At 60.0% G+C, this 25,168-nt stretch carries 21 protein-coding genes and 1 pseudogene; 12 read left to right on the forward strand and 10 right to left on the reverse strand.

The window, feature by feature from the left end; all coding sequences use genetic code 11:
* Window positions 1-9: 9 nt before the first annotated feature.
* Window positions 10-1,002, reverse strand: a complete 993-nt coding sequence (miaA, locus tag GKO01_RS04130; protein ID WP_099285906.1) for a tRNA (adenosine(37)-N6)-dimethylallyltransferase MiaA — start codon at window positions 1,000-1,002, stop codon at window positions 10-12.
* Between the two features lie 41 nt (window positions 1,003-1,043).
* Here miaA and serB point away from each other — a divergent pair, with 41 nt between their 5' ends.
* Window positions 1,044-1,937, forward strand: coding sequence for a phosphoserine phosphatase SerB (serB, locus tag GKO01_RS04135; RefSeq protein ID WP_099285907.1), 894 nt, complete (start codon window positions 1,044-1,046; stop codon window positions 1,935-1,937).
* Window positions 1,938-2,002: 65 nt separating this feature from the next.
* Here serB and GKO01_RS15915 read toward each other — a convergent pair whose 3' ends face one another.
* Together GKO01_RS15915 and GKO01_RS04145 are read right to left on the reverse strand one after the other, a co-directional pair.
* Window positions 2,003-2,632 carry a hypothetical protein gene (locus GKO01_RS15915; protein WP_099285908.1) on the reverse strand — a complete coding sequence of 210 codons (630 nt, stop codon included), beginning with the start codon at window positions 2,630-2,632 and terminating at the stop codon, window positions 2,003-2,005.
* A 113-nt stretch (window positions 2,633-2,745) separates the two neighbouring features.
* Complete coding sequence (locus tag GKO01_RS04145) at window positions 2,746-3,291, reverse strand: DUF721 domain-containing protein (RefSeq protein WP_062032570.1); 546 nt, start codon at window positions 3,289-3,291, stop codon at window positions 2,746-2,748.
* 10 nt (window positions 3,292-3,301) lie between these two features.
* On the opposite strand from GKO01_RS04145, the gene GKO01_RS04150 reads away from it, so the two are divergent.
* The 3 genes from GKO01_RS04150 (at window position 3,302) to GKO01_RS04160 (ending at window position 7,268) form a co-directional block, all read left to right on the forward strand.
* Complete coding sequence (locus tag GKO01_RS04150; protein ID WP_099285909.1) at window positions 3,302-4,360, forward strand: A/G-specific adenine glycosylase; 1,059 nt, start codon at window positions 3,302-3,304, stop codon at window positions 4,358-4,360.
* Window positions 4,357-4,998, forward strand: coding sequence for a hypothetical protein (locus GKO01_RS04155; RefSeq protein ID WP_099285910.1), 642 nt, complete (start codon window positions 4,357-4,359; stop codon window positions 4,996-4,998). The genes GKO01_RS04150 and GKO01_RS04155 overlap by 4 nt, the downstream gene beginning before the upstream one ends.
* A gap of 578 nt (window positions 4,999-5,576) precedes the next feature.
* Window positions 5,577-7,268: an alpha-keto acid decarboxylase family protein gene (locus GKO01_RS04160; protein ID WP_099285911.1), complete on the forward strand. Its 1,692-nt coding sequence runs from the start codon at window positions 5,577-5,579 to the stop codon at window positions 7,266-7,268.
* Window positions 7,269-7,361: 93 nt separating this feature from the next.
* Here the strand turns inward: GKO01_RS04160 and GKO01_RS04165 are convergent, their stop codons facing one another.
* A complete protein-coding gene (locus GKO01_RS04165) occupies window positions 7,362-8,426 on the reverse strand; it encodes a transporter (protein ID WP_099285912.1) in 1,065 nt (354 codons plus the stop codon).
* A gap of 242 nt (window positions 8,427-8,668) precedes the next feature.
* Here GKO01_RS04165 and GKO01_RS16070 point away from each other — a divergent pair, with 242 nt between their 5' ends.
* From GKO01_RS16070 to GKO01_RS04180, 3 genes are all read left to right on the forward strand, one after another.
* Window positions 8,669-9,031: a hypothetical protein gene (locus tag GKO01_RS16070; protein ID WP_174694230.1), complete on the forward strand. Its 363-nt coding sequence runs from the start codon at window positions 8,669-8,671 to the stop codon at window positions 9,029-9,031.
* Between the two features lie 94 nt (window positions 9,032-9,125).
* The gene (ahcY, locus tag GKO01_RS04175; RefSeq protein ID WP_062107190.1) at window positions 9,126-10,421 is read left to right on the forward strand and encodes an adenosylhomocysteinase; all 1,296 of its coding nucleotides are present in this window, start codon (window positions 9,126-9,128) and stop codon (window positions 10,419-10,421) included.
* A gap of 73 nt (window positions 10,422-10,494) precedes the next feature.
* Window positions 10,495-10,857 carry a DUF3597 domain-containing protein gene (locus GKO01_RS04180; protein WP_099285913.1) on the forward strand — a complete coding sequence of 121 codons (363 nt, stop codon included), beginning with the start codon at window positions 10,495-10,497 and terminating at the stop codon, window positions 10,855-10,857.
* A 69-nt stretch (window positions 10,858-10,926) separates the two neighbouring features.
* Here GKO01_RS04180 and GKO01_RS04185 read toward each other — a convergent pair whose 3' ends face one another.
* The 5 genes and pseudogenes from GKO01_RS04185 to sucB all read right to left on the reverse strand — a co-directional run bounded on the left by GKO01_RS04185 (window position 10,927) and on the right by sucB (window position 16,432).
* Window positions 10,927-12,102 carry a histidine-type phosphatase gene (locus tag GKO01_RS04185; protein WP_099285914.1) on the reverse strand — a complete coding sequence of 392 codons (1,176 nt, stop codon included), beginning with the start codon at window positions 12,100-12,102 and terminating at the stop codon, window positions 10,927-10,929.
* Window positions 12,099-13,202, reverse strand: a pseudogene (locus tag GKO01_RS16255) (TonB-dependent receptor domain-containing protein); the annotation flags it as partial. The gene GKO01_RS04185 and the pseudogene GKO01_RS16255, both read right to left, overlap by 4 nt.
* A gap of 42 nt (window positions 13,203-13,244) precedes the next feature.
* On the reverse strand, window positions 13,245-14,051 hold the full coding sequence (locus GKO01_RS16260; RefSeq protein ID WP_244901317.1) for a TonB-dependent receptor plug domain-containing protein: 807 nt from the start codon (window positions 14,049-14,051) through the stop codon (window positions 13,245-13,247).
* A gap of 155 nt (window positions 14,052-14,206) precedes the next feature.
* Entirely contained in the window at window positions 14,207-15,217 is a 1,011-nt protein-coding gene (locus GKO01_RS04195) for a L,D-transpeptidase (RefSeq protein WP_099286095.1), read from the reverse strand.
* Between the two features lie 114 nt (window positions 15,218-15,331).
* A complete protein-coding gene (sucB, locus tag GKO01_RS04200) occupies window positions 15,332-16,432 on the reverse strand; it encodes a dihydrolipoyllysine-residue succinyltransferase (protein WP_099285915.1) in 1,101 nt (366 codons plus the stop codon).
* A gap of 167 nt (window positions 16,433-16,599) precedes the next feature.
* Here sucB and GKO01_RS04205 point away from each other — a divergent pair, with 167 nt between their 5' ends.
* From GKO01_RS04205 to rho, 3 genes are all read left to right on the forward strand, one after another.
* Window positions 16,600-17,247 (forward strand): gluconate 2-dehydrogenase subunit 3 family protein, encoded by a 648-nt coding sequence (locus tag GKO01_RS04205; RefSeq protein ID WP_099285916.1) that lies wholly within the window; start codon window positions 16,600-16,602, stop codon window positions 17,245-17,247.
* A 14-nt stretch (window positions 17,248-17,261) separates the two neighbouring features.
* Window positions 17,262-18,791, forward strand: a complete 1,530-nt coding sequence (locus tag GKO01_RS04210; RefSeq protein WP_099286096.1) for a GMC family oxidoreductase — start codon at window positions 17,262-17,264, stop codon at window positions 18,789-18,791.
* A 276-nt stretch (window positions 18,792-19,067) separates the two neighbouring features.
* A complete protein-coding gene (rho, locus tag GKO01_RS04215) occupies window positions 19,068-20,369 on the forward strand; it encodes a transcription termination factor Rho (protein WP_099285917.1) in 1,302 nt (433 codons plus the stop codon).
* 93 nt (window positions 20,370-20,462) lie between these two features.
* Here rho and GKO01_RS04220 read toward each other — a convergent pair whose 3' ends face one another.
* On the reverse strand, window positions 20,463-20,909 hold the full coding sequence (locus GKO01_RS04220) for a methylated-DNA--[protein]-cysteine S-methyltransferase (protein ID WP_086647993.1): 447 nt from the start codon (window positions 20,907-20,909) through the stop codon (window positions 20,463-20,465).
* A 464-nt stretch (window positions 20,910-21,373) separates the two neighbouring features.
* On the opposite strand from GKO01_RS04220, the gene GKO01_RS04225 reads away from it, so the two are divergent.
* Entirely contained in the window at window positions 21,374-23,647 is a 2,274-nt protein-coding gene (locus GKO01_RS04225) for a PQQ-dependent dehydrogenase, methanol/ethanol family (protein WP_099285918.1), read from the forward strand.
* Window positions 23,648-23,676: 29 nt separating this feature from the next.
* Entirely contained in the window at window positions 23,677-25,113 is a 1,437-nt protein-coding gene (locus GKO01_RS04230; RefSeq protein ID WP_099285919.1) for a cytochrome c, read from the forward strand.
* Window positions 25,114-25,168 lie beyond the last annotated feature (55 nt).

A 25,168-nucleotide genomic window follows, 5' to 3' on the forward strand; every position in this document is an offset into this window, starting at 1 on the left:
CGGCGGGATTTAGGACGACAACGCGGCGGCGTCAACTCGTTCCGATATAAAGTTCTCTATTTTTTCATAATCACTTTCCGAATCTTGCGTAAAATGGGTATATCTACGCAACGAAATCATCGCGCCACCCTCTTTCCCCAACGCATGATGCCGGAACCACGTCGCCTGCCGCCGCGTATAGCGCCCGATGGCAAGGACCGCGGATTTCCGCGCTTCCTCAAGCGTTTCTTCTCCTCGCAGAACGGAGGCCAGTTCAGGCACGCCATGAGCACGCATGGCAGGTAGAACCGGATCAAGCCCTCTCTCCAGCAGACGGGACACTTCCTCCAGAGCCCCGGCCTCCAGCATCTGCCCGAATCTGACATCAATCGCCCGGCGCAACCCCTCCCGCTCAGGGTCAAGCTGCACGGACACAAACCGGCACGGCGCAGGTGGCAAACCCGGCTGCGACCGCCACCAGGCCAGCCCATGCCCTGTCCCCGTCCAGACCTCCCAAGCCCGCGAAATCCGCTGCGTATCGTTCGGACGCAGACCAGACGCCGTTTCAGGGTCAACCTGCATCAGACGCCCATGCAGCGCCTCCGGCCCGATCCCTTCCGCCAGCCCCCGTGCTTCGGTCCGCGCAGCGTCTCCGGGGTCCGGCACCTCCACCAGACCATCCGTCAGCGCCCGCAGATACATCCCCGTCCCACCACACAGGATCGGCATGCGCCCCACGGCCCACGCCTCGTCCATTTCCCGCAGGGCTTCGGATCGCCACCAAGCCACACTTCCCGGCACAGCCGCATCCAGAACCCCGTAAAGCCGGTGCGGGACAGCAGCCTCATCCGCGTCATCAGGCCGGGCCGTCAGAATCCGCAGATCGCGGTAAACCTGCATGGAATCCGCGTTGATAACCGTACCGTCAAAGCGTCGCGCAAGATCGAGCGCCAGTGCTGACTTGCCGGAGCACGTCGGTCCGGCCACAATGATCGCAGTTTTTGTTGTCTTCGGGGCGTTCATTCTCCCCTCCTGCCACACGTGCCGGACCGTTACGAGATCTCATGTCCCTTCCTGCCGTCCTGACCCTCATCGCCGACCGGAAATCCGGCCCCCTCAAACCCGAGGCCATCGACATGGCCCGCGCGCTCGTCAAGGGTAACGCGCCGATCGTCCTGTCTCCGGGCGAAGCGGTCGACATTCCCTGCCCGCCGCCGCGCCCCGGTTCGGCCAACATCGCCACGATCCGCGCAACGCTCGCGCCCTATCGTGTCGATGCGCTGCTTCTCAAAACGCGCGGTCGCCGCCGGGCTGTCCTCGTCGCGGACATGGACAGCACCATTGTCACGGGCGAAACGCTGGACGAACTGGCGGACCTTCTGGGCTGCGGGGAAGACGTCGCGGCCATCACCCGCGCCTCCATGAACGGCGAGCTGGATTTCGAAACCGCGCTCGAACAGCGCGTGGCCCTTCTGGCCGGAAAACCGGCTTCGGTTCTCGAACAGGTCTGGGAATCCGTCACCCTGACGGAAGGCGCCCGCGAACTCGTGCAGACCATGCGCAAGCATAATGGCCGCACGGCGCTCGTCTCAGGCGGCTTCACATGGTTCACCCAGCGCGTGGCCGAACTGTGCGGATTCGACGAGAATTACGGCAATGAACTGGAAATCGCAGACGGCAAAATCACCGGTCGTCTCGCTGGCCCGATCCTCGGACCCGACGCCAAGCGCGATCATCTCGAACGCCTGACCTCAGAGCGCGGCGTGCAGCTTCGCGCAGCCCTGACAACCGGCGACGGCGCCAACGACATCCCCATGCTCGCCAGCGCGGGCCTCGGTCTGGCCTTCCATGCCAAACCGAATGTCCGCCGCATCATTCCCACCCAAATCAACTTCGCCAGCCTGCGCGCGCATCTTTTCGCACAGGGCTATCATGCGAAGGATTTCGTCACGGACTGACCGGGCTCAAACCCGCAGAATACGAAAAAGCCGCCGGAGAGAGATTCTCCGGCGGCTTTTTTTGATCAGTATCCCCAGGTGTAAGGCGGCACACCCGAATAGGACGGCGCGGCGTAATAACCGGGAGCATAACCCGGCGCATATCCGTATCCGCCGTACCCACCACCATAGCCATAAGGCGAAGCCTCGATCGCCATGCCGGTCGCAACGCCGAGTCCGACACCCAGGCCCCAACCGCCCCAGCCCCAGCCGCCGCCCCAGCCCGGCATTCCCCAGCCATAGCCAAACCAGCCTGGTCCACCCCAGCCGTTCCAGCCACCCCAGCCCGGATAGCCCCAGCCGCCAAAGCGCGGGCCACCCCAGCCTCCGCCCCAGCCGCCACCACGGAATCCCCAGCCGGGACGGCCACCGCCATAGCCACCGCCGCCCCAACCTCCATGATATCCACCGCCGGGAGGGCGGAACCCACCACCGCCCGGACCATGAAAGCCACCTCCCATCCCGCCGGGTCCCATGCCACCACCGTGAAAGCCCCCACCGGGGCCTCCACCGCCATGAAATCCACCACCTCCGCCACCCGGACCTCCGCCCGGGCCGCCCGGGCCGCCCCCATGCTGCGCAAAGGCGGGAGCGGAAATCGTGGACGCCAGCAAGGCCAGCATCAGTGCAACGGCCGGTTTGTATGTGAGGGTCATGGCAAGTCTCCTGCGGGAAAGCCCGATCATATGTCCCATATCGGCATTACCAGATCGTGTAGGAAGAGGGCCTTTCCATGACGAAACAACTTGTTTCACGTGAAACACTTCCGTCACCTTCGCTTCCGCTTCGCGCCCAGATGCCCCCCAAGGCTTTCCAGCGCCAGACGAAGCTCCTCGTCCTCGATATCCGGCACTTCGATCTGCAACGGTTTCGGACGCTTCGGCGTCGGCCGTTCGAACGCCACCAGATCCTGAACAATCTTCAGACGCTCGATCCCATATTCGCCCCGCAGCCCACAGGCCACATTGATGCGCTCGATGATCTGCGGCGCCAGATGCTGAAGCTCCATGGCAATCGGTCCCGCACAGGCCAGCGTCAGCGTTCCCGCCGACAAACGGCGCGGTTCGGTCTGTTTGGACAGTCGCGGACCGACAAAATCCGCCCAGTCCATCATCAGACGCGCCAGAACCGGTGGCTTCTTCTTGAAGACAGGCTGTGTCAGCGCCTGCACGAAAGACCCGATCTGCTTCGTGCCCGAACGGCGCGGCGTCCAGTTGCGATCAGGCGCGGGAACCCAGCCATCAGGCTCCTGCGCCGGTTTCTTTCGGGCCGTATTTCGCAACGGGCGCTTGTCCGAACCGCGATCCTTCGTCATATCCGTTCCCGTGACTCCTGATGCATCCGCCCTGCTGCGCTGGTACGACCACCACCGCCGCGCCCTTCCCTGGCGCAGCCTGCCCGGCCAGCGTCCAGACCCGTATGCCGTCTGGCTGAGCGAGATCATGCTCCAGCAGACGACCGTCAAAGCCGTCATATCCTATTACGAGCGCTTTCTCACGCATTACCCTACAGTCCAGGATCTCGCAGCAGCCCCGCTCGAAGACGTCCTGCACCTCTGGGCCGGACTCGGCTACTATGCCCGTGCCCGCAATCTCCATGCCTGTGCGAAACGCGTCTTTGAACGCGGCGGTTTCCCAGACACGGTCACAGAGTTGCTGACCCTTCCCGGAATCGGTGCCTACACGGCACGCGCCATTGCCGCCATCGCCTTTGGGCGCCCCGTCGTCCCCGTTGACGGCAATGTCGAACGCGTCACGGCCCGCCTCAACGCAACCGAAGAGCCGCTCCCGGCTGCGCGGCCCCTTCTGGCGAAACAGGCCGCATTCCTGAACGCCGATCCTGTCGCCCAAAGCCGTCCCTCCGACTTCGCACAGGCCCTGTTCGACCTCGGCGCAACGATCTGCACGCCCCGCAACCCTGCATGCCTGACCTGCCCCTGGCAGACCTCCTGCATCGCCCATACTCGCGGAATCGCAGCCCAACTCCCGGCCAAACAGCCCAAACAGACACGCCCCACCCGTTACGGCGTACATTTCCTCCTGCACGATTCCAGCGGTCAGATCCTGCTGCGAACCCGCCCTCCCACCGGCCTTCTGGGCGGCATGGACGAGCTTCCCGGAACGGACTGGCGCAGCGCACCCTGGAGCAAAGACGAAGCCCTTGGTCATGCGCCCTGCCTGACCGACTGGACCAACAGAGGCGAAATCCGCCACGTCTTCACCCATTTCACCCTGTTCCTCACGGTCTATGAGGCTTGCCTTCCACAGGGCCATAATGCAGGGATCGATTCCTCTTTCGGCACGTTCCGTTCAACGAAACGCGCCGCTCTGCCCGGCGTCATGAAGAAATGTCTGACTCTCACCCAACAGCCTTCGGAGACATGATGACTGAGACCCCTCCGACACTCCGCCTCTGGTTCATGGACTGGTTCGGCTGGATGCTCGATCATAATTCCGTAAGGGACGCCCTCGACCGCACCCCCTTTCAGGAAGGCCGCCTTCCGGGCCTCAGCACCGCCGTTCCCTTACCTTTCCAGCTTCCCTGCCGTCCGGTTCTGGAAAAGCGGATTTCGATGCCACGCCCTTTTCCTGAAATGGAAATGCAGGAATTCCTCCCGAACCGCGTGGTCTTTTTCATCCCGCGGACCGGCACCTATCTGAGAAGCTCCCCTCTTGGTCCAGAGCCCGTAGATTTTTTGGCCCCGGAGCCAGGGGGATGGGAAATCTTCTTTCCCATGACAGTCGAGATGCTGCGTGGGTTGTCCCTGATCCTCAAGCCCAACACCGTAAAGCTGCAAGACGATGCGGGGCACGACCTTCCTACACCCACGCTCCAACAGGGATTCATGCTCCAGTTTGGCGACAGGCATCTTCCATTGTTCCTGAATACGGCTGCCCTGATCCAGATCGGCCAGATCATGCCAGGAGCCACCGCCAAAATCGCACTGACGTGGGACACCAACGCCCAGCCCATCCATTTTAATGTATCCCGCGAAACACCCGCTTCATCAGCAATAATATAAAAACAGATCCAATAACGAAATATATGAAAAGTTTTATCCCAGATATAAAACATACTATAATTATCCCTGTCGGATACAATACCTGAACAAGACCATTCCAGTCCTCATCATTTCCACAGAAATTGTCTGCCTGTATTCAATTCCCCCTCATGAGAAAGGGTTTTTTTCAATTAATTGTAATTTTTGATCGATGTCCTTCACAGACAGGATTTTTGTTCTAAACATTCATACGTCTGGAGCAGACAGGTATTTAATACTAAGCCGGTCTATTTTCCGGCTGTCATGGGAAGATATGTCAGTAACAGATTATTTTCTTGCCGCTTCAGGAGGCCACCTTAACGGAACGGACCGTCTCTTCTCTTACACTCCCGATGATTTAACGACAGACAATCGCTCTCCCGACTTTCACGATTTTCCGCTCCTCCCTGACGGCACATCGCCCCTCACAACCCTGCTCCAGACATCAGCCAGCAACCCGCCATCCGCCTTGTCTCGGGTCGGATGACTGCATGATCCTGTCAGCACGCCAGACCATCCAGTCATCTGATCGTCTCTATGGCTCCTGAGGTATCGAAATCATGACCTACACTGTCGGACATTATCTTGCCGAACGCCTGACACAGATCGGCCTGAAGCATCATTTCGCCGTCGCGGGTGACTACAACCTCGTTCTGCTCGACCAGATGATCGAACAGGGCGGCACCAAGCAGATCTATGACTGTAACGAGCTGAACTGCTCCTTCGCCGCCGAAGGCTATGCCCGCGCCAATGGTGCCGCAGCAGCCATCATCACTTTCAGCGTCGGCGCGATTTCCGCCATGAATGGCCTCGGCGGCGCTTATGCCGAAAACCTGCCGATCCTCGTCATTTCCGGAGCACCAAACTCCAACGATCACGGTTCGGGCCACGTCCTGCACCACACGATCGGCACGACAGAATACAGTTACCAGATGGAAATGGCCAAGCACGTCACCTGTGCGGCCGAAAGCATCACATGTGCTGAGACAGCCCCGGCAAAGATCGACCATGTCATCCGCACCATGCTTCGCGAGAAGAAGCCAGCCTATCTCGAAATAGCCTGTAACGTCTCGGCCGCACCCTGCGTCCATCCAGGTCCGGTGTCGTCCCTACACGCCCACCCGCGCCCTGACGAAGCCAGCCTCAAGGCCGCTCTGGACGAGAGCCTGAGCTTCCTCGACAAGGCCACCAAGGTCGCCATCCTCGTCGGCACCAAGCTGCGCGCCGCCGAAGCCCTTAAGGAAACGGTCGAACTGGCCGACAAGCTCGGTTGCCCCGTCACGGTCATGGCCGCGGGCAAGAGCTACTTCCCCGAAACGCATCCGGGCTTCCGTGGCGTGTACTGGGGCGATGTCAGCAGCCCGGGCGCACAGGAGATCATCGAAGGCGCGGATGCCGTGATCTCCCTTGCACCGGTCTGGAACGATTACTCCTCGGGTGGCTGGCAGAGCGTCGTACGTGGCGAAAAGGTTCTCGAGGTCGATCCGGACCGCGTGACCGTCAACGGCAAAACCTTCAACGGCTTCCGCCTCAAGGAATTCGTCAAAGCACTGAGCGAGAAGGCCCCGAAGAAGTCCGCCGCCCTGACCGGCGCATACAAGCCCGTCATCCTGCCGAAGGCCGATCCGTCCAAGGCACTGACCAACGACGAAATGACCCGCCAGATCAACGAACTGGTCGACGGCAACACCACCCTTTTCGCAGAGACCGGCGATTCATGGTTCAACGCCATGCGTATGCATCTTCCCGAAGGCGCGAAGCTTGAGACGGAAATGCAGTGGGGCCATATTGGCTGGTCCGTTCCGTCCATGTTCGGCAACGCCACCGGCTCGCCGGAGCGCAAACATGTTTTGATGGTCGGTGACGGCTCCTTCCAGCTCACCGCGCAGGAAGTGGCCCAGATGGTCCGCTACGAACTGCCGGTCATCATCTTCCTCGTGAACAACCACGGCTACGTCATCGAAATCGCCATCCATGACGGCCCGTACAACTACATCCAGAACTGGGACTACGCCGCTCTGATGCAGTGCTTCAATCAGGGCGTCCCCGGCGAGGAAAGCGGCAAGTACGGTCTCGGCCTGCATGCCACGACGGGCGAGGAACTGGCCGAAGCCATCGCCAAGGCCAAGAAGAACACCCGTGGCCCGACGCTCATCGAGTGCAAGCTCGACCGGACGGACTGCACCAAGACACTGGTCCAGTGGGGCAAGGCTGTTGCAGCCGCAAACTCCCGCAAGCCCCAGAACACCTGATCAACACCTGATCATAATCAGGTCTCTAACGAAAAACCCCCGTGTCAGACACGGGGGTTTTTTCTTGTGTACCACATGAAAACCTGACGACCGTCAGAGCAGACGCGCCACCTTCATGAACAGAAACGTCACGCTCATGAAGACGAAACAGACAATGCCTGCCTCCACGGTCCCCAAAGACCCCTGAGCCAGAAACATCCCACCGGTATTCATGCCGAAGAACCCGGTTACGAATGTCGCGGGCAGCATCAACGTGGTCCCAACCGAAACGATATACAGCCGCCTGTTGGTCTCTTCCGCCTGATTGGACCCAAGCTCGTCCTGTAATGACCGCGCACGGTCCTGAAGCGCGATCAGATCGTCCAGCGCCGCATGAACCTGCCGCTCCGCACGGTCCCGGAGTTCGTCCTCCGCCCAGTCCGGAAGATCCAGATCCTCGTCTTTCAGAACGCGGTCAATTGGCGTCACAACCCGGCGCAGCTCGGTCGCACGACGACGCACCTTGCCCACAATACTACCCAGATGCCCCAGATCAGAGCGATGCTCGATCAGCAGGAGCACATCTTCCGCCCGATCCAGCTCATCATCCAGATGCCCGAGCTGACGCCGAACAGTTCCGGTAAATTCCCGCAAGGCCCGGTCAATAATCCCCGCAGGCGTCCTGGGGATCTGATCCGGCCTCAGAGAGCGATAAGCCGCCCCCAGTACCGGAATGGGATTGCGTCGCGTCGTAATCAGCAGATCCGGGCGCATCGCAAACCGCCAGGCACAGATCTCCCGGTCTTCTTCGGACAGCGCATCATCAAAAGCGGGCAGCGCACCCCAGATCAGATCCTCGAACGCCTCAAGCGCAATGCCATATTCCGTCTCGGCCAGCATGGCACAGACGTCTTCGGGCAGATCTGGCAGATGCGCGACATAGCCCCGCGCCGAACTGTGCACCGTATCGAAATGCAGCCAGTACCAGCCTTCATTCTCAAGCGGACGTCCCGGCGCCAGAAGCGCCTCGACCTCAGCCGATCCCAGCGTCCGCAGTTCCTGTCCCGGAACGGCATGCACCGCCCAGACAAGCCCGTTTGCGAACGCAGGCGCGCCGGTTTCCTGATGCTGTGGGTCCAGAACCGTGAAGGGGAAGTTGTAGGCAGTGCTGTCTGACACGACATCCTCCTGTTTTCAGGGGGTTCAGGACCGGCAGAACCGGCATGCAGGTTCAACAGAAACGACGGGGCAACACGCCCTCTCCGGCTTCTCGCATGCCCTGCATACAGACGCAATATACCCGCCTTTGCGCACCCAAACCGTCACAGAAATGCAACTCCACCCCAAACAGACAGTTAAAACACCATATCGCAATGAGTCTGCCCCGACATACGGGCACGCTCCTCCGGAAAGGAATATCCATGTCCATCCGCACAGCATTTTTCGCCACAAGCCTTCTGCTTGGCACCGCAATCGCCGCTCCTGCAATGGCTCAGGCTGTCAGCGCACCCAGCAACGATCAGCCACAGACCTCGACCTCCGCGATCCAGAAAGCGCAGAACTCCACAATCAGCCAGCCGAACAACGCCCTGCCAACCAACCCGCGCACCATCACGGAACAGCCGGACCAACCCGCTCCCGCCGCGCCCAGCCCCATGACCCGCAGCACGAACGAAACCGGTCCCGTCCCGTCAGACCAGAAGGACGTGCACACGCTCCCCGGCAAACACCATCACACGCACAAGAAGACGTCCGCCCCCAGCAAGACGTCTGCGCCGGAATAAGAGGTAAAAGCCTATTGCCGGGCCCGCCCTTTGCGCGGCTCCGCCAAGCCTTTATACAGGCAGCCATCCAAAGATGGGCAGCAAGGGCCATTTCATGACGACGCAGGATTACAAGGTTCGCGACATTACTCTGGCAGACTGGGGCCGCAAGGAAATCTCCATCGCCGAAGGCGAAATGCCGGGCCTGATGGCTCTTCGCGAAGAGTACAAGGACACACAGCCGCTCAAGGGTGCACGCATCGCTGGCTGTCTGCACATGACCATCCAGACCGCCGTTCTGATCGAGACGCTGATCGACCTCGGCGCCACGGTCCGCTGGTCGTCGTGCAACATCTTCTCCACGCAGGATCACGCCGCCGCCGCCATCGCCGCAGCGAACATCCCCGTCTTCGCCTGGAAGGGTCTGACGGAAGAGGAGTTCAACTGGTGCATCGAGCAGACCATCCATGGTCCCGATGGCTGGACGCCGAACATGATCCTCGATGATGGTGGCGACCTCACCATCATGATGCACGACAAATACCCCGAAATGCTCAAGGACGTGCGCGGCATCTCCGAAGAGACGACAACGGGCGTGCATCGTCTGTGGGAAATGTCCAAGAAGGGCACGCTGAAGGTTCCGGCCATCAACGTGAACGACAGCGTCACGAAGTCCAAGTTCGACAACCTGTATGGCTGCCGTGAGAGCCTCGTGGACGCGATCCGTCGCGGCACGGACGTCATGATGGCCGGCAAGGTCGCCGTGGTTGCCGGTTACGGTGACGTGGGCAAGGGCTCCGCTGCCTCCCTGCGCAACGCAGGCTGCCGCGTGCTCGTGACAGAAGTTGATCCGATCTGCGCCCTTCAGGCCGCCATGGAAGGCTATGAAGTCGTCACGATGGAAAACGCAGCCCCGCGCGGCGACATCTTCGTCACCTGCACCGGCAACGTGGACATCATCACGATCGACCATGTGCGTGAGATGAAAGACCGTGCGATCGTCTGCAACATCGGTCACTTTGACAGCGAAATTCAGGTCGAAGCCCTGCGCAACTATCGCTGGAACAACATCAAGCCGCAGGTCGACGAAATCGAGCTGGCTCCGAACCGCCGCATCATCCTTCTGTCCGAAGGCCGTCTGGTGAATCTGGGCAACGCAACGGGCCACCCGTCCTTCGTGATGTCCGCATCCTTCACCAACCAGACGCTCGCGCAGATCGAACTGTGGACGGCAAAGCCCGGTCAGTACGAAGTCAAGGTCTACACCTTGCCGAAGTCTCTGGACGAGAAGGTCGCTGCCCTGCACCTCGCAAAGGTCGGCGCAGAACTTTCCAAAATGTCACAGAAACAGGCGGACTACATCGACGTTCCCGTCAACGGTCCGTTCAAACACGAAGAATACCGCTACTAAGACGAGGCCGGTCTGGAAGGGCGAAACCCGGTTGCGCCCTTCCAGATTTCCTTAACCAGCAGGAGTTACACCCATGGGTCTTTTCAGCACGATCATGTCCAAGATCTTCGGACATGCAGAAGCCGCCACACCCTCCGCCACAGCCGCTCCGGCCGCAGCAGCAGCCCCGGCAGCAGCGCCCGTGGATGTGGACGCCGTCTTGTCCGGTCTGGCCGCAAATGCAGGCCAGCCGCTGAACTACAAGACTTCCATCGTGGACCTCCTGAAGCTGCTCGGCCTCGACAGCTCACTCCAGTCCCGCAAGGAACTGGCAGGCGAACTGCATTATTCGGGCAGCACGGACGACACCGCGACGATGAACGTCTGGCTCATCAAGCAGGTCTATGCCGAGCTGGCCAAGAACGGCGGCAAGGTTCCGGCTGACTGGACGCACTGATCCGCGCCCTCTCCATCACGAAAAAAGCCCGGCTGGTGACAGCCGGGCTTTTTTTATGAAACGCTGACCTCAGAGAAGGATTGCCTTCCACGGCTCAAGCGTCTGCATCGAACGCTCCACACCGGACGCCTGCCCCGCACGCAGCTCCTCAAGAGACTGATGGAATATCCGCACTCTGACCACAACGTGCCGGTCCGGATAACGCCAGCGCTCGAACGCCAGAACCGTATCCGGCGCAGTGCTGTCCGGCTGATCGTCAAACGTCCATGACAGCCCGAAAATCGCTGCCAGCGCATCCTGATTCGTATCGTGCCCCGCCAGAACCAGCAGACGCGTGGAGTCCGTCACACCCGGAATTTCCGTCACCGGACGGTCCGCCAGAAACGCCCGAATGCTCTCGGCCATCACCCCGTTACGCGCCGCCGCCACGACAGGCAGACGCCGCAACATCCGGCTCTCTGCTTCATGAACCGGCAGAACGGTTTTCAGCAGCCCCGGAACATCCACTTTGGCAGACCCGAAAACATCGAACGGAAAGCCCTCGGAATACAGCAGCAGCAGACTTTCAGCCGCCATGCCGCCCGTCGCCACCCCTCCCGAGAGACGCGGCGCGCCTTTCTTCCATTCAAGCACCGCATCATCGCGCAGACACCACGCCGTAGACGCAATACCCTCACACGCGCCGGGCGCCATCAGTGTCTGCAAAGCCTGCAAACCACCCCGAACATCCGAATGCTTCGAGACAGGCAACATGGAAGCAAACGCCTGCTCCGTCTCCTGCTTCGACGGCACCGCGCGACCAGCCGAAATGGCATTGAACACAGGGTCCGGCCCATGCTCCTGCCATTGCGCAGAAACATGACAGTCCAGAGCCAGATTGCGCGCCCAGACCTGCCCGGTCTGCTGCGTCCGATGATCCGCGCCATCCGCCCAGATCCGCACACCGTCGGAACAGGATCGCAACGGATCAAATCCAAGATCCACATAATGCGTCCTGACAGCCTGAACCATGGCCCCAAGCGCCGCAGCCCCATGCGGCGTCATTTCTCCGGGCGCAACAGACCATTCCGGCCAGTCAAAACCGGTCTTCTCCCGCAAAGCCGTCGCAGAAGTCGTCGGACTGCGGATTCCGTGCCGCGACAGCAGCACGACTTTTTCCAGAACAGGTCCTGACGGCACGGAGGCATCGCCCGAACATCCCGTCAGGAACAAGGCCAGCAGAAAAACAGAGTGCGTCTTTTTCACGGGAGGGTCGCGGTCATGTTGAAGAAGACGCTGCGGCCTGCCAGACGCCAGTAAAGCGGCGCATCGCCATAAGACTGGTTGCCCGCGAAATCGCTGATAGAGCGGTTATTGAAGAGGTTGGAAATCTTGAGGCTCGGCGTCACGTCGCGCATGAAACCACCGATATTATGAATACGCCACCCCAGTGCCAGATCCGCCGTTACGTTGCTGTGGATTTTGTACTGGTTTTCAAACACCGCATTTCCAGCCGCATTCGTGGTGCTGTCCAGCCCCCAGTGATGCCCGACATATTTCCCCATCAGCGAGAAATACGGCCCCTTCGGATTTTCATAAAACAGGCCGAACGATGCCAGTGAATCCGGCGTCGTCGCAACGCGCACGCTGCTATGTTTGTAGCGCGCATCATTGACGCTGTAATTGCCGTAAAGTGAGAAGCCATATCCAATGACATACTGCCGCTCAAGCTCGATCCCCTTATAAATCGCGCCACCACTGTTCACATATGTAGACGCGGTTCCGATCCCATCGACCTTGATCTGTGCGGAGGCGATATAATTGGAAAAATCGATATAATATACATCCAGTGACAGCATCCAGTTCTTGCCGTGATAGACCGACCCCACCTGATAATTCAGCGTCGTTTCAGGCTTCACGTTTCCAACCGATTTCACCTGAAAAACCGACATCGGAGGCGCCAGAAAACCACGCGCGATCTGTGCATACGCGCTCCAGTTTTTCATAATCCGTTGATTGATCGCAATAGAAGACTGCCACGATCCATAATACTGCGTATCATTCAGCGGCATCTTCGTGGACTTGTTAATGGCTACATCATAATCCCTTGTGAACATGGAATATTTCACACCCGGCTTGATAACCGCACCTTTCCAGGGGTGAATATCCAGTTCGAGATAGGGCTGAATGGTCGTGTTCAGATCCGAAATATCATAGCTGTAAGCCGACCCTGTTTTAGACGGAACCGGTATCGAATTTTTACTCAGATCGAGTGCATAGGTGTACCGACGGTCCTTCTGCACCTCCGCCCACACACCAAACAGAACGTCAGCATAAGACGTATGCGCTTTGAATCGTAACGTATCGCCATAAGAACGGAATTTGGCGTCCGCATATTCCCGGGAATATCACTGGCATTCCTTGTTATAGGTCGTCTCCAATGTCAGCGTCGTCTCGGGCGCAAGGTCAATCACGTCCTTGAACATCAGGTTGCTCCGGCGCTCTGCCGAATTGGTCAAATATCCCTTCGTCTCCTCATGCTGCATATCGAGAAATGCACGACCAAAACGCGTCTTGCCACTGTCGAACTCGATACCCCCAGCCCGCGTATTAAAACTGCCATAGGTCCCATACAGCGACACCCCCCTCTTTGCCGGAGGTGTCTTGGACGTAAAACCCATCGTGCCACCGAACGTGGCATTGCCAATCGTTGACCCCGTTCCCGGACCCCGATCAATCTGCGCCTCTCCAAGGAAATGCGAAATAAACAAAGACGATGTCGTGTGATGCAGATCAGTGGCATCGCCAAACGGAATGCCGTCGAACGTCATGTTATACTGACCGTCCTGAAAACCACGAAGGCTCATCGCCTCTGCCTTACCCATTCCAGGACCGTTAGGATTTTGGGAATAAACGCTCGGCTGAAAGCGGATAATGTCGTCGATGCTGGCAAGCGGAATAATGTTGTTGCTCAGAAAGCCGGACTGAATTTTTGATGTCGGCTCCGTAATGTCCAGCGGAACTGTCGCAGGCGCAATTCGCGCGGCATGACCCAGAACGGTCAGATTTTCCACACCGGGCGTCGCGTCTTTTTCTTTTCCGACTTTGTGTTCCTCATGCTTCTTCTGTTTTGCGTCAGAAACATCAGCCTGGGCGCTTCCTCCCAGCAATAGGGCACCGGCAAAGCACCCGGAAGGCAGGGCATGGTTACGCATCTTGAACGTTATGGGGAGTGGGCTCCAGTGATTGGCGCGCACTCCATACGGAAGGCTTCAGATCAGGAAAACCGCTTTACCGCTCCTGAAATGAAACTTTCACACGTTTTAATTCAAATATTCATACTTATTTTGAAATATTCCTTATTTTATATTTACGGTAACGGTCTTTTATCTGCAATAGGGTCAATCTTCGGCTCAGTTAGTGGTCCTGAATCCACCACAACCACCAGATCTCCTGCAATCGGCGTGGGCTGACGATCTTTTGGAAGCAGTGCTTGAAAGCGCGGATCGTAGCTCGCAGCCTGTTCATAGAGAGCATCAATCAAGCCATAATGATCCATGAACTTGTTCATGGTCGTCGGAATGCGAATGCAGCCTTCCGACGCCGGATGCCCCAGACGCCATTCAAGAAACTGCGGGTCCGTCGCATGGATCTCCAGCCGGATCTGTCCGGTTTCATGACGCGGCAGCCAGCCCTTCATCGCCGTCTGCCACCCCATGTCCCACACGCGCGATCCCTTCGCGCCGATGCCACGGATGCCGTTCTTGTTTTTGGTGCCTTCCGCCCGGTAGCCCAGACGGTCCGCCGTGTTCTGAAAAACACCGACCGGGGTAATGTAATAATATTTACGCCCCGTCGTCCCGGTCGAAACCGGCGTCCCCCCAAGAGACTCCCACGGCGCATCTGGTAATGCCAGAACGTAATCCAGATGCTGGATCTGCTCGTTGCGATCCACAACCATAATGAGCTGCGGCCGCGAAATCGGCATGTTCGCCTGCGTCACCTGCTCCTTTGCAAGCGTCAGGAACGCCCGGCGGCGCTCGGGCGTATAGGTGCTAAACCCCTTGATATTATGCTTCATCAGCACAGAAAGACGCGACGCCTCCTCCCGCGCAGCCTCATCGGACACAACCGGCAGATCCGGAATATCCAGCGGCGGCGGTGCCAGATCGGGCCGTGGCGGTGTATCGGTCGGCGGATTGCTGGCTGGCGGCGGAACCGATACCCCCAGAGACGGCATCGTATCCGGCTGATGGCCGGACAGTTCGGGGCCCGCGCCATCCGGCCGCGCACAGGCCGCTAGCGGTGCCAACCCCACAATCATTGTTGTGGACGCACATAACAGAACTGCAAACCGCGTCAGTCTGGAAACATCACGCATCTTCAGGGCACCATCCTCGGGTTCGGAACAACAGACAGAACGCGAGGGAACAGAGACCTGTCCGGCGTTCGGCATGACTGGAACGTCTTCAACGCAGCAGCCACGCAAAAGGCATCACAAATCCAGAAGCAGGCGCCTCGGATCTTCCACAAGCTGCTTGATTCGGACGAGGAAGCTTACCGCTTCCCGCCCGTCCACGATCCGGTGATCGTAGGACAGCGCAACATACATCATCGGCCGGATCACGATCTGCCCGTCCCGCACAACCGGACGGTCCTGAATGGCATGCATCCCCAAAATTCCCGACTGCGGCGTGTTCAGGATCGGCGTGGAAAGCAAAGACCCAAAAATTCCGCCATTCGTGATGGAGAACGTCCCGTGCGACAGTTCCTCCAGCTTCAGACCGCCCGTCCGCGCCCGCTTGCCATAATCGGCGATGCGACGCTCCAGCTCGGCAAAGCTCATCTGATCGGCATCATGCAGCACCGGCACCACCAGTCCGCGCTCCGTGCCCACCGCAATGCCCAGATTGACGAAATCGCGATAGACGATCTCATCGCCTTCAATCTGCGCATTGATCGCCGGATAATCCTTCAGCGCACCCACCACGGCCCGCGCGAAAAAGGACATGAAGCCCAGACGCGCCCCGTCATGCTTCTTCTCGAACTCGTCCTTGTATTCCGCTCGCAGCGCCTTGGCGGCGGACATGTCGATCTCGTTGAACGTCGTCAGAATGGCCGCCGTGTTCTGCGCCGCCTTCAGATTCCGCGCGATCGTCTGGCGCAGACGGCTCATGGGAACCCGACGCTCCCGCGCTTCATGCGACGACAGCTTCGGGGCCGGGGTAACGGAAACAGGCTTCGGCGCTTCAGGAGCGGGAGGCGTGACGCGCGCAGGCGATGCGACAGGTTCCGAAGCCGCAGCCTTGGGAGCAGGAGCCGGTTCAGCCGCGACAGGTTCAGGCGCAGCCGGTGCCTCCGCCGTTTCGTCCACAGCCCCGAGTAGGCCGCCGATCTCGACTTCCGTGCCCACCGCCACACAATCTTCCAGACGCCCGGCGGAAGGCGCGGTCACTTCAACGCTGACCTTGTCCGTTTCCAGCTCCACGATGGTCTCGTCATGCTGCACATAGTCGCCGGAGTTTTTAAGCCACCGCGCGACAGTCGCAGTCGTCAGGCTTTCTCCAAGCGCCGGAACCCTGATTTCGACCGTCATGCTGCTTCCCTGTCTTGCGTCCCGCCGCGAAGCGGGGAAATGTCTGTGCCGTACCCGGCACTCTGTCCGGAAAAGGTTAAGAATGCAGAATACTGCATCTTCGTTCCCAGTGGGAGGCGGAACCCTCCCCGTCGCCGGACTTTGAAACCAAAACACAGGAGGCCGCAATGTCCCACCCGCCCGACCGTCCTGAAATTCTGGACTCCGACCATCTTTCCACCCGTACCCGCGAGATCCTGACATCGCGGCTTTCGGTCTCCACCGCACAGCCGCGCACCCTGTCGCTCCGGGCCTATGCCGTCCTCGACGCGCTGCTGCCCGTCCTGCTCCCGCTGGACGAAATCCTACCTCCCGCCACCGACATTGCCATGACAGCCCGGATCGACGCCGCGCTCTCTGGCCCCCGCGACGGTTGGCGTTTCGCGGACCTCCCGCCCGATGCCGAAGCCTGGGAATCCGCTCTCCTGACCCTCGACGACGTCGCGGCCGAACAGCACGGACTCGCCTTCATCCACCTGGCCCCGGACCTGCGCGGCGCCCTGCTCGACGCCGTCATGGACGGGCAGATCGGTCTCGAACGCGAAGGCCGTCTCACGGCATCCCAGATGAAACGCTGGGCCGGAGACCTGCGTGGCGAGGTCGTAGATTGCCTCATGAGCGACCCGCGCATCCAGCAGGCACTCGGCATTTCCTCCAGCCTCACCGGCGGCGACACTGTCTTTCAGGGCTTCACCGAAGTCGGCCCCGACAGCCGCGAGTCCTTTGAACCCAAAACCACCGCTCCCCTTCTCCAGATGGCAGAGTCCAGCGAATGAGCAGTACGACCGTCATGAAGACATTCGCCGAAACGGACATCATCGATACCCTCATCATCGGCAGCGGTGCCGGTGGCGCGCCGCTGGCCGCAGAACTCGCCCGCAACGGCAAAAGCGTCGTGGTGCTGGAAGCCGGACCCGCTTTCTCCGCTACGGGACACACGCCGGACGAAGTGGCTGCCCGCGAACTCTACTGGCTGCACGAACGCCTCTCCGCAGGCACAAACCCGCAGGCTTTCGGTGGCAATAACAGCGGCACCGGTCTTGGCGGCTCCATGCTCCATTACGGTGCCTTCATGCCGCGCATGGACGCCCGCGACTTTCACCTGCACACCGAAACCGGCAAGGGCGTGGACTGGCCCTTCGGTCTGGACGAACTGCTGCCCTATATCGAGCGCGTGGAATCCTTCATCGGCGTCTCCGGCCCGGCCTATTACCCATGGGACCCGGAGCGCCGCTATGCCTATGCGCCCCCGCCCGCCAATTCCGCCGCACTCAAGATGCGCGAAGGCTGTGACGCACTCGGCCTCCGCCACGCAGACGGCCCCGCTGCCCTCATCACACGCGATATCGAACAGCCGCATTTCGGCACCCGCCACGCCTGCGCCAACTGCGGGGCCTGCCATCAGGGCTGCCGCAACGGCGCCAAGTCGGGCACGGACAACACATGGCTCCCCATGGCCGTCGCCTATGGTGCGGAACTCCGCCCCGGCTGCTTCGCCCACACAATCGAACGCGACAGCTCCGGCCGCGTGACCGGCGTGGTCTATCGTCAGAACGGCGTCGAGCACCGCCAGAAATGCGCGACCCTCGTCCTCGCCGCCGGTGCCGTCGAAACCCCGCGCCTGCTCCTGACCAACGGCCTCGCCAACAGCTCCGGTCAGGTCGGCCAAAACTACATGACCCATGTCTCCACACAGGTCTGGGGCGAGTTCGACGAAGACATCCGTCCCAATCGCGGCTACCCGTCCCTGACCATCACCGAAGACATGATGCGCCCCAAAGACGCGGATTTCGTCGGCGGCTACCTCGTGCAGTCGCTGGGCATGATGCCCGCGACATGGGGCCAGAACCTCGCCCGCAGCACCACGACACGCGGCCCGGCCTTCGCCCGGTCGCTGGCCGGATACAACCGCTCCGCAGGCATGGGCATCAACGGCGAATGCCTACCCCGCCCCGAAAACCGCGTCACACTCTCGGACGAAAAAGACGCCTTCGGCATCCCCAAACCGCTGATCGAACATTCCTACGGCCCCAATGAATGGGCCATGCACCACCATGCTGCCCGCCTGCTGACGCAGATGTGGGAGGCCGTGGGCGCAAAGGATATCCGCGTCATCGACCGCGCCGCCCACATGATCGGCACCTGCCGCATGGGCACTGACGCCGACAGCAATGTCATCAATCCGGTCGGTCGCAGTTTCGATATCGATAATCTGTGGATCTCCGATCATTCGATCTTCCCAAGCGCCGCCGCCGCCAACCCGGCTCTGGCGATCATGGCGCTCTCCCTCCGCACTGCGGAGGCCATGCTGAAGGCCTGATTGAAATCTGACATAGATCAAAGTGATCCGGAGCCTGCGCAGGAGTCTTGACACTGCTTCGCGCGCTCCGGTAAGCGAAGGACGACTTTCCGGTGGCGTCCTGTCACCCGGTCTCCCTTTCCTTACGGATGCTTCCTGCTTCCCCCGTCCTGCGAAATCCTCACAGATCACCGCCTGACACAAGCAGTTCCCGTTCAGTAGCCCCGCCTTCTGTACGGTCGCGCATCCCTCCCCCTATCAGGTCTGCCACTACCGGCACATCAAGGCGCGTCTTTCATGCATCTTGCCGAACTCAAGAAAAAATCCCCAGCCGACCTTCTGGATTACGCAGAGGAACTGGAGATCGAGAACGTCTCGTCCATGCGCAAGCAGGACATCATGTTCGCCATCCTCAAGGCCCTTGCCGAACGCGATCAGGCGATCTACGGCGAAGGCACGCTCGAAATCCTGCCGGACGGCTTCGGTTTCCTGCGCAGCCCGGAAGCCAACTACCTTCCCGGCCCCGACGACATCTACATCTCCCCCACGCAGGTGCGCCGCTTCGGCCTGCGCCCGGGTGACACGGTTGAAGGCCAGATCCGCGCCCCGCGCGACGGCGAGCGCTATTTCGCGCTGCTGAAGGTCAACACTATCAATTTCGAGGCCCCGGAAACCGTCCGGACCCGCATCAACTTCGACAACCTCACGCCGCTCTACCCCGAGCGTCGCCTGAAGATGGAAGTCGAACAGTCCGAAGCCGCCATCACGGAATCCTCTCCGCGCAGCAAGGGCAAGAAAGACCAGCGCGACTACACCCCGCGCGTGATCGACCTCGTGACGCCGATCGGCATGGGCCAGCGCGCCCTGATCGTCGCTCCGCCCCGCACCGGCAAGACCGTGATGCTCCAGAGCATCGCCGCCTCCATCTCCGCCAACCATCCCGAAGTGTTCCTGATCGTCCTGCTGATCGACGAACGCCCGGAAGAAGTGACGGACATGGCACGCTCGGTTCGCGGCGAAGTCGTTTCCTCCACCTTCGACGAACCGGCAACCCGCCACGTCCAGGTAACGGAAATGGTGCTGGAAAAGGCCAAGCGCCTCGTCGAGCACAAGCGCGACGTGGTCATCCTTCTGGACTCCATCACCCGCCTCGCCCGCGCCTACAACACCGTCGTCCCCTCCTCGGGCAAGGTGCTGACCGGCGGTGTGGACGCCAACGCCCTGCAGCGCCCCAAGCGCTTCTTCGGCGCCGCGCGTAACATCGAGGAAGGCGGCTCGCTCACGATCATCGCAACGGCCCTGATCGACACGGGCTCGCGCATGGACGAAGTCATCTTCGAAGAGTTCAAGGGCACCGGCAACGCCGAACTCATCCTCGACCGCAAGCTGGCCGACAAACGCACCTTCCCCGCCATCGACATCACCAAGTCGGGCACGCGTAAGGAAGAACTGCTGGTCGATCGCGCCGAACTGTCCAAGATGTGGGTTCTGCGCCGCATCCTCGCCCCGATGGGCACGATGGACGCCATGGACTTCCTGCTGGACAAGCTCAAATACAGCAAATCCAATCAGGACTTCTTCGACGCCATGAACAACTGATCCCGGATCAGCATGGCCGACATGAAAAAGGGGAGCTCCAGCTCCCCTTTTTTGTTGTCCGATCACCCGGAATGACGGGAAAAAACCTGCCTGTTACAGCACGCCTTCCAGATGCAGCATGGCATGCTTGTCCGCGATGCCTCCCAGTCCCGAATATCCGCCAAGTCCCGCCCGGCCAACAACACGGTGACAGGGGATCAGGATCGGAATCGGATTCGCCCCAACCGCCCCGCCAACCGACCGCGCAGACCCGCCGACCTCGGCCGCGATATCCGCATAAGTCCGGGTCTTGCCGTAGGGAATCCGGCGCAGCGCGTCCCAGACCTTCTGGCGGTACGGAGTCCCGTAAGGGCGATAGGGCAGCGTGTCGAAATCGACCGATTCCCCATCAAAATAGCGCTCCAGAAGGTCGCGGGCCTTCAGAAGAAGTGGAGTCTCCTCCTGATCGCGCCCCCAACCCCAGTCCAGAGCGACGATCTGGCCCTCATCTTCACTGATGGTAAGGGCCCCGAAAGGTGAGTGGCAGGATAGCTGTGGCATGAACGACACGGTGCCCGAGCCGCTCAAAACCGTCAATCCGGCAGCGTTGCCATAAAGAGCGAGGCTTTTTAGCCATGCGAATATCGCATACCGCATGGCACCAATATGCAAAATAAACATATTGTACCGCTTCAGTAGGCTTTCCAGCAATACTCTGTAATGTGTTGGAAAACTGCCCTTTTTTGTATCAGAAACGCGACAGGACGTTATCCGGAACGCCTCTGTAATCATTCCCTGAGCCACATCATAGCCCGTTTCAGGATCATCCTGCCCCGCCCCTCACGGAAACGTCAGAAGCCGTGTTTGTCTTAAACAATAAAATAGGGTCAGTAAGTTCTCATGCTGGCGGTATCTGGTACTGATCGTTGGATTGAGAGGATAGGATTTCCCCCTGCCCTTTTCAAGACTGCACAGGTCCAGAATATCACAGCGGAAACAGTCTTTACAAAAAGGACAGTTGGATCATGACTTCTGGTCTACTGACGCCGATCAAGGTTACGAAAAAGCGCCTTCTCAGCTGCGCGGCCGTATTGGCACTCTCAGCTGCTGTTCCCGTCGCTTTTGCGCAGGAAGATACGGGCGCAGCCATTACAAGTGCCGATAACGGTGGCAATGTCGGAAACTGGATGTCCTACGGACGCTCCTATTCCGAGCAGCGCTTCAGCCCGCTCGACCAGATCAACAAGGACAATGTCGGCAAGCTGAAGCTCGCCTGGCACTATGATCTGGATACGAACCGCGGTCAGGAAGGCACGCCTCTGGTCGTAAACGGCGTCATGTACGCCACGACCAACTGGAGCAAGATGAAGGCGCTGGATGCAGCGACCGGCAAGCTCCTGTGGGCCTACGACCCCAAAGTTCCGGGCAACATCGCCGATCGCGGCTGCTGTGACACTGTCAACCGTGGTGCTGCTTACTGGAACGGCAAAGTCTATTTCGGTACGTTCGACGGACGCCTGATCGCTCTCGACGCCAAAACCGGAAAACTGGTCTGGAGTGTCTACACGATCCCCAAGGAAGCCCAACTCGGCCACCAGCGCTCCTACACGGTTGATGGCGCACCGCGCATCGCCAAGGGCCGCGTCATAGTCGGCAACGGCGGCGCCGAGTTTGGTGCCCGTGGCTTCGTGACGGCCTATGATGCCGAAACCGGCAAGATGGACTGGCGCTTCTTCACGGTTCCGAACCCCGACAACAAGCCCGACGGCGCAGCCTCCGACGACGTCCTGATGTCCAAGGCCTATCCGACCTGGGGCAAGGGTGGAGCCTGGAAGCAGCAGGGCGGCGGCGGTACCGTCTGGGATTCGCTGGTCTATGACCCCGTGACGGACCTCGTCTATCTCGGCGTCGGCAACGGCTCGCCCTGGAACTACAAGTTCCGCTCCGAAGGCAAGGGTAACAACCTCTTCCTCGGCAGCATCGTCGCGATCAACCCAGATACAGGCAAGTACGTCTGGCATTTCCAAGAAACGCCGATGGACCAGTGGGATTACACCTCGGTCCAGCAGATCATGACGCTCGACATGCCAGTCAACGGCGAAATGCGCCATGTAATCGTCCATGCCCCGAAGAACGGCTTCTTCTACATCATCGATGCGAAGACCGGAAAATTCATCTCCGGCAAGCCCTACACCTACGAAAACTGGGCCAATGGTCTGGACCCTGTCACGGGCCGTCCGAACTACGTGCCTGACGCTCTGTGGACGCTGACGGGCAAGCCCTGGTACGGTATTCCGGGCGATCTGGGTGGCCACAACTTCGCCTCCATGGCCTACAGCCCCCAGACGAAGCTGGTCTATATCCCCGCACAGCAGGTTCCGTTCGTCTATGATCCGCAGAAGGGGGGCTTCAAAGCCCACCATGACAGCTGGAATCTTGGGCTGGACATGAACAAGATCGGCCTGATCGACGATTCCGATCCGCAGCACAAAGCTGATAAGGCCCAGTTCCTAAAAGATCTGAAGGGCTGGATTCTGGCTTGGGATCCGGAAAAGCAGCAGGCAGCTTTTGCGGTTGACCACAAAGGTCCGTGGAACGGTGGTCTGCTTGCAACGGGCGGCGGTCTCCTTTTCCAGGGGCTCGCAACCGGCGATTTCCATGCCTATGACGCGACGAACGGCAAGGATCTCTTCAGCTTCCCGGCACAGAGCGCCATCATCGCGCCTCCCATCACTTATACCGCCAACGGCAAGCAGTATGTCGCGGTTGAAGTGGGCTGGGGCGGCATCTATCCGTTCTTCCTCGGTGGCGTGGCCCGGACCTCCGGCTGGACTGTCAACCATTCCCGCGTGATCGCTTTCGCGCTGGACGGCAAGGACGCATTGCCGCCGAAGAACGAACTCGGCTTCCTGCCGGTCAAGCCGCCTGAGAAGTGGGATGAAGCCCGTATCAAAAACGGCTATTTCCAGTTCCAGACGTATTGCGCGGCCTGCCACGGCGACAACGGTATCTCGGGTGGCGTTCTGCCTGACCTGCGGTGGTCCGGTGCAATCCGCGGCCAGGAGAAATTCTACAACCTCGTCGGAAAGGGCGCTCTGACCGCCTACGGCATGGATCGTTTCGACACATCCATGTCCCCGGCCGAGATTGAAGATATCCGCAACTACCTCGTGAAGCGGTCTAACGAGTCCTATGAGGGCGAAGTGAAAGCCCGTGAAAACAAGCAGGGCGTCCCTAACGATCAGTTCCTCGATGTCCCGCAGTCCTCGGCCGATATTCCGACCGCGGATCACCCCTGAGACAGCGGTTTGCATAAGGAGCATGTGACATGCTGAACGCATTAACTCGGGATAGGCTGAGATCTGAGATGAAACAGGGATGGAAATTCGCGGCCGCTATCGGCCTCATGGCGGTGTCTTTCGGCGCCGCTCATGCCCAGGATGCTGATGAAGCCCTGATCAAGCGTGGCGAATATGTTGCCCGCCTGTCAGACTGCATCGCCTGCCACACGGCTCTGCACGGACAGCCCTATGCGGGCGGTCTGGAAATCAAGAGCCCGATCGGCACGATCTATTCGACCAACATCACGCCGGACCCGGAACACGGGATCGGCAGCTACACCCTTGAGGACTTCACGAAGGCCGTCCGCAAGGGTATCCGCAAGGATGGCGCAACGCTTTACCCGGCAATGCCCTATCCTGAATTCGCGCGTCTGTCGGACGACGACATCCGCTCGATGTATGCCTACTTCATGCATGGCGTGAAGCCGGTCGCCCTTGCCAACAAGGCACCGGACATCAGCTGGCCGCTCTCCATGCGCTGGCCGCTGGCAGTGTGGCGCGCCATGTTCGTTCCGAGCATGACGCCGGGTGAAGACAAGAGCATCAGCAACCCCGAAATCGCTCGCGGTGAATACCTCGTCGACGGACCGGGCCATTGCGGCGAATGTCATACGCCCCGTGGCTTCGCAATGCAGCTCAAGGCTTACGGAACGAGCGGCGGCAACGTCTATCTGTCCGGCGGTGCACCGATCGACAACTGGATCGCCCCGAGCCTGCGCAGCAACAGCGATACGGGTCTGGGTCGCTGGTCTGAAGATGACATCGTCACCTTCCTCAAGAGCGGCCGTATCGACCACTCCGCCGTCTTCGGTGGCATGGCCGACGTGGTGGCCTACAGCACGCAACATTGGACAGACGACGACCTGCGCGCCACGGCCAAGTACCTGAAGAGCATGCCGGCCGTTCCGGAAGGCAATAACCTCGGCCAGGATGACGGTCAGACGACCGCCCTGCTGGACAAGGGTGCTCAGGGGAATGCCGGTGCGGAAGTCTATCTGCACAACTGCGCCATCTGCCACATGAATGATGGTACGGGCGTCAACCGCATGTTCCCGCCGCTAGCTGGCAACCCGGTCGTCCTGACGGATGATCCGACGTCGCTCGCCAATGTCGTGGCCTTCGGTGGCATTCTGCCCCCGACCAACACGGCACCCTCCGCCATCGCCATGCCCGGCTTCAAGAACCACCTCACCGACCAGCAGATGGCCGATGTCGTGAACTTCATGCGCAAGGGCTGGGGCAACAAGGCACCGGGAACCGTATCTGCTGCTGACATGCAGAAGCTGCGTACGACCGGAGCACCAGTTTCCACAGCTGGCTGGAACGTCTCCAGCCGCGGATGGATGGCCTATATGCCGCAGCCTTACGGCGAAGGCTGGACCTTCTCTCCGCAGACCCACACGGGCGTGGACAACGCACAGTAAGCGTTTCTCACTCTCTGACAGTCTGAACAAAAGGGCGGATCGGAAACGATCCGCC

Source organism: Gluconobacter kondonii (assembly GCF_002723995.1).
GTDB classification, from domain to species: domain Bacteria; phylum Pseudomonadota; class Alphaproteobacteria; order Acetobacterales; family Acetobacteraceae; genus Gluconobacter; species Gluconobacter kondonii.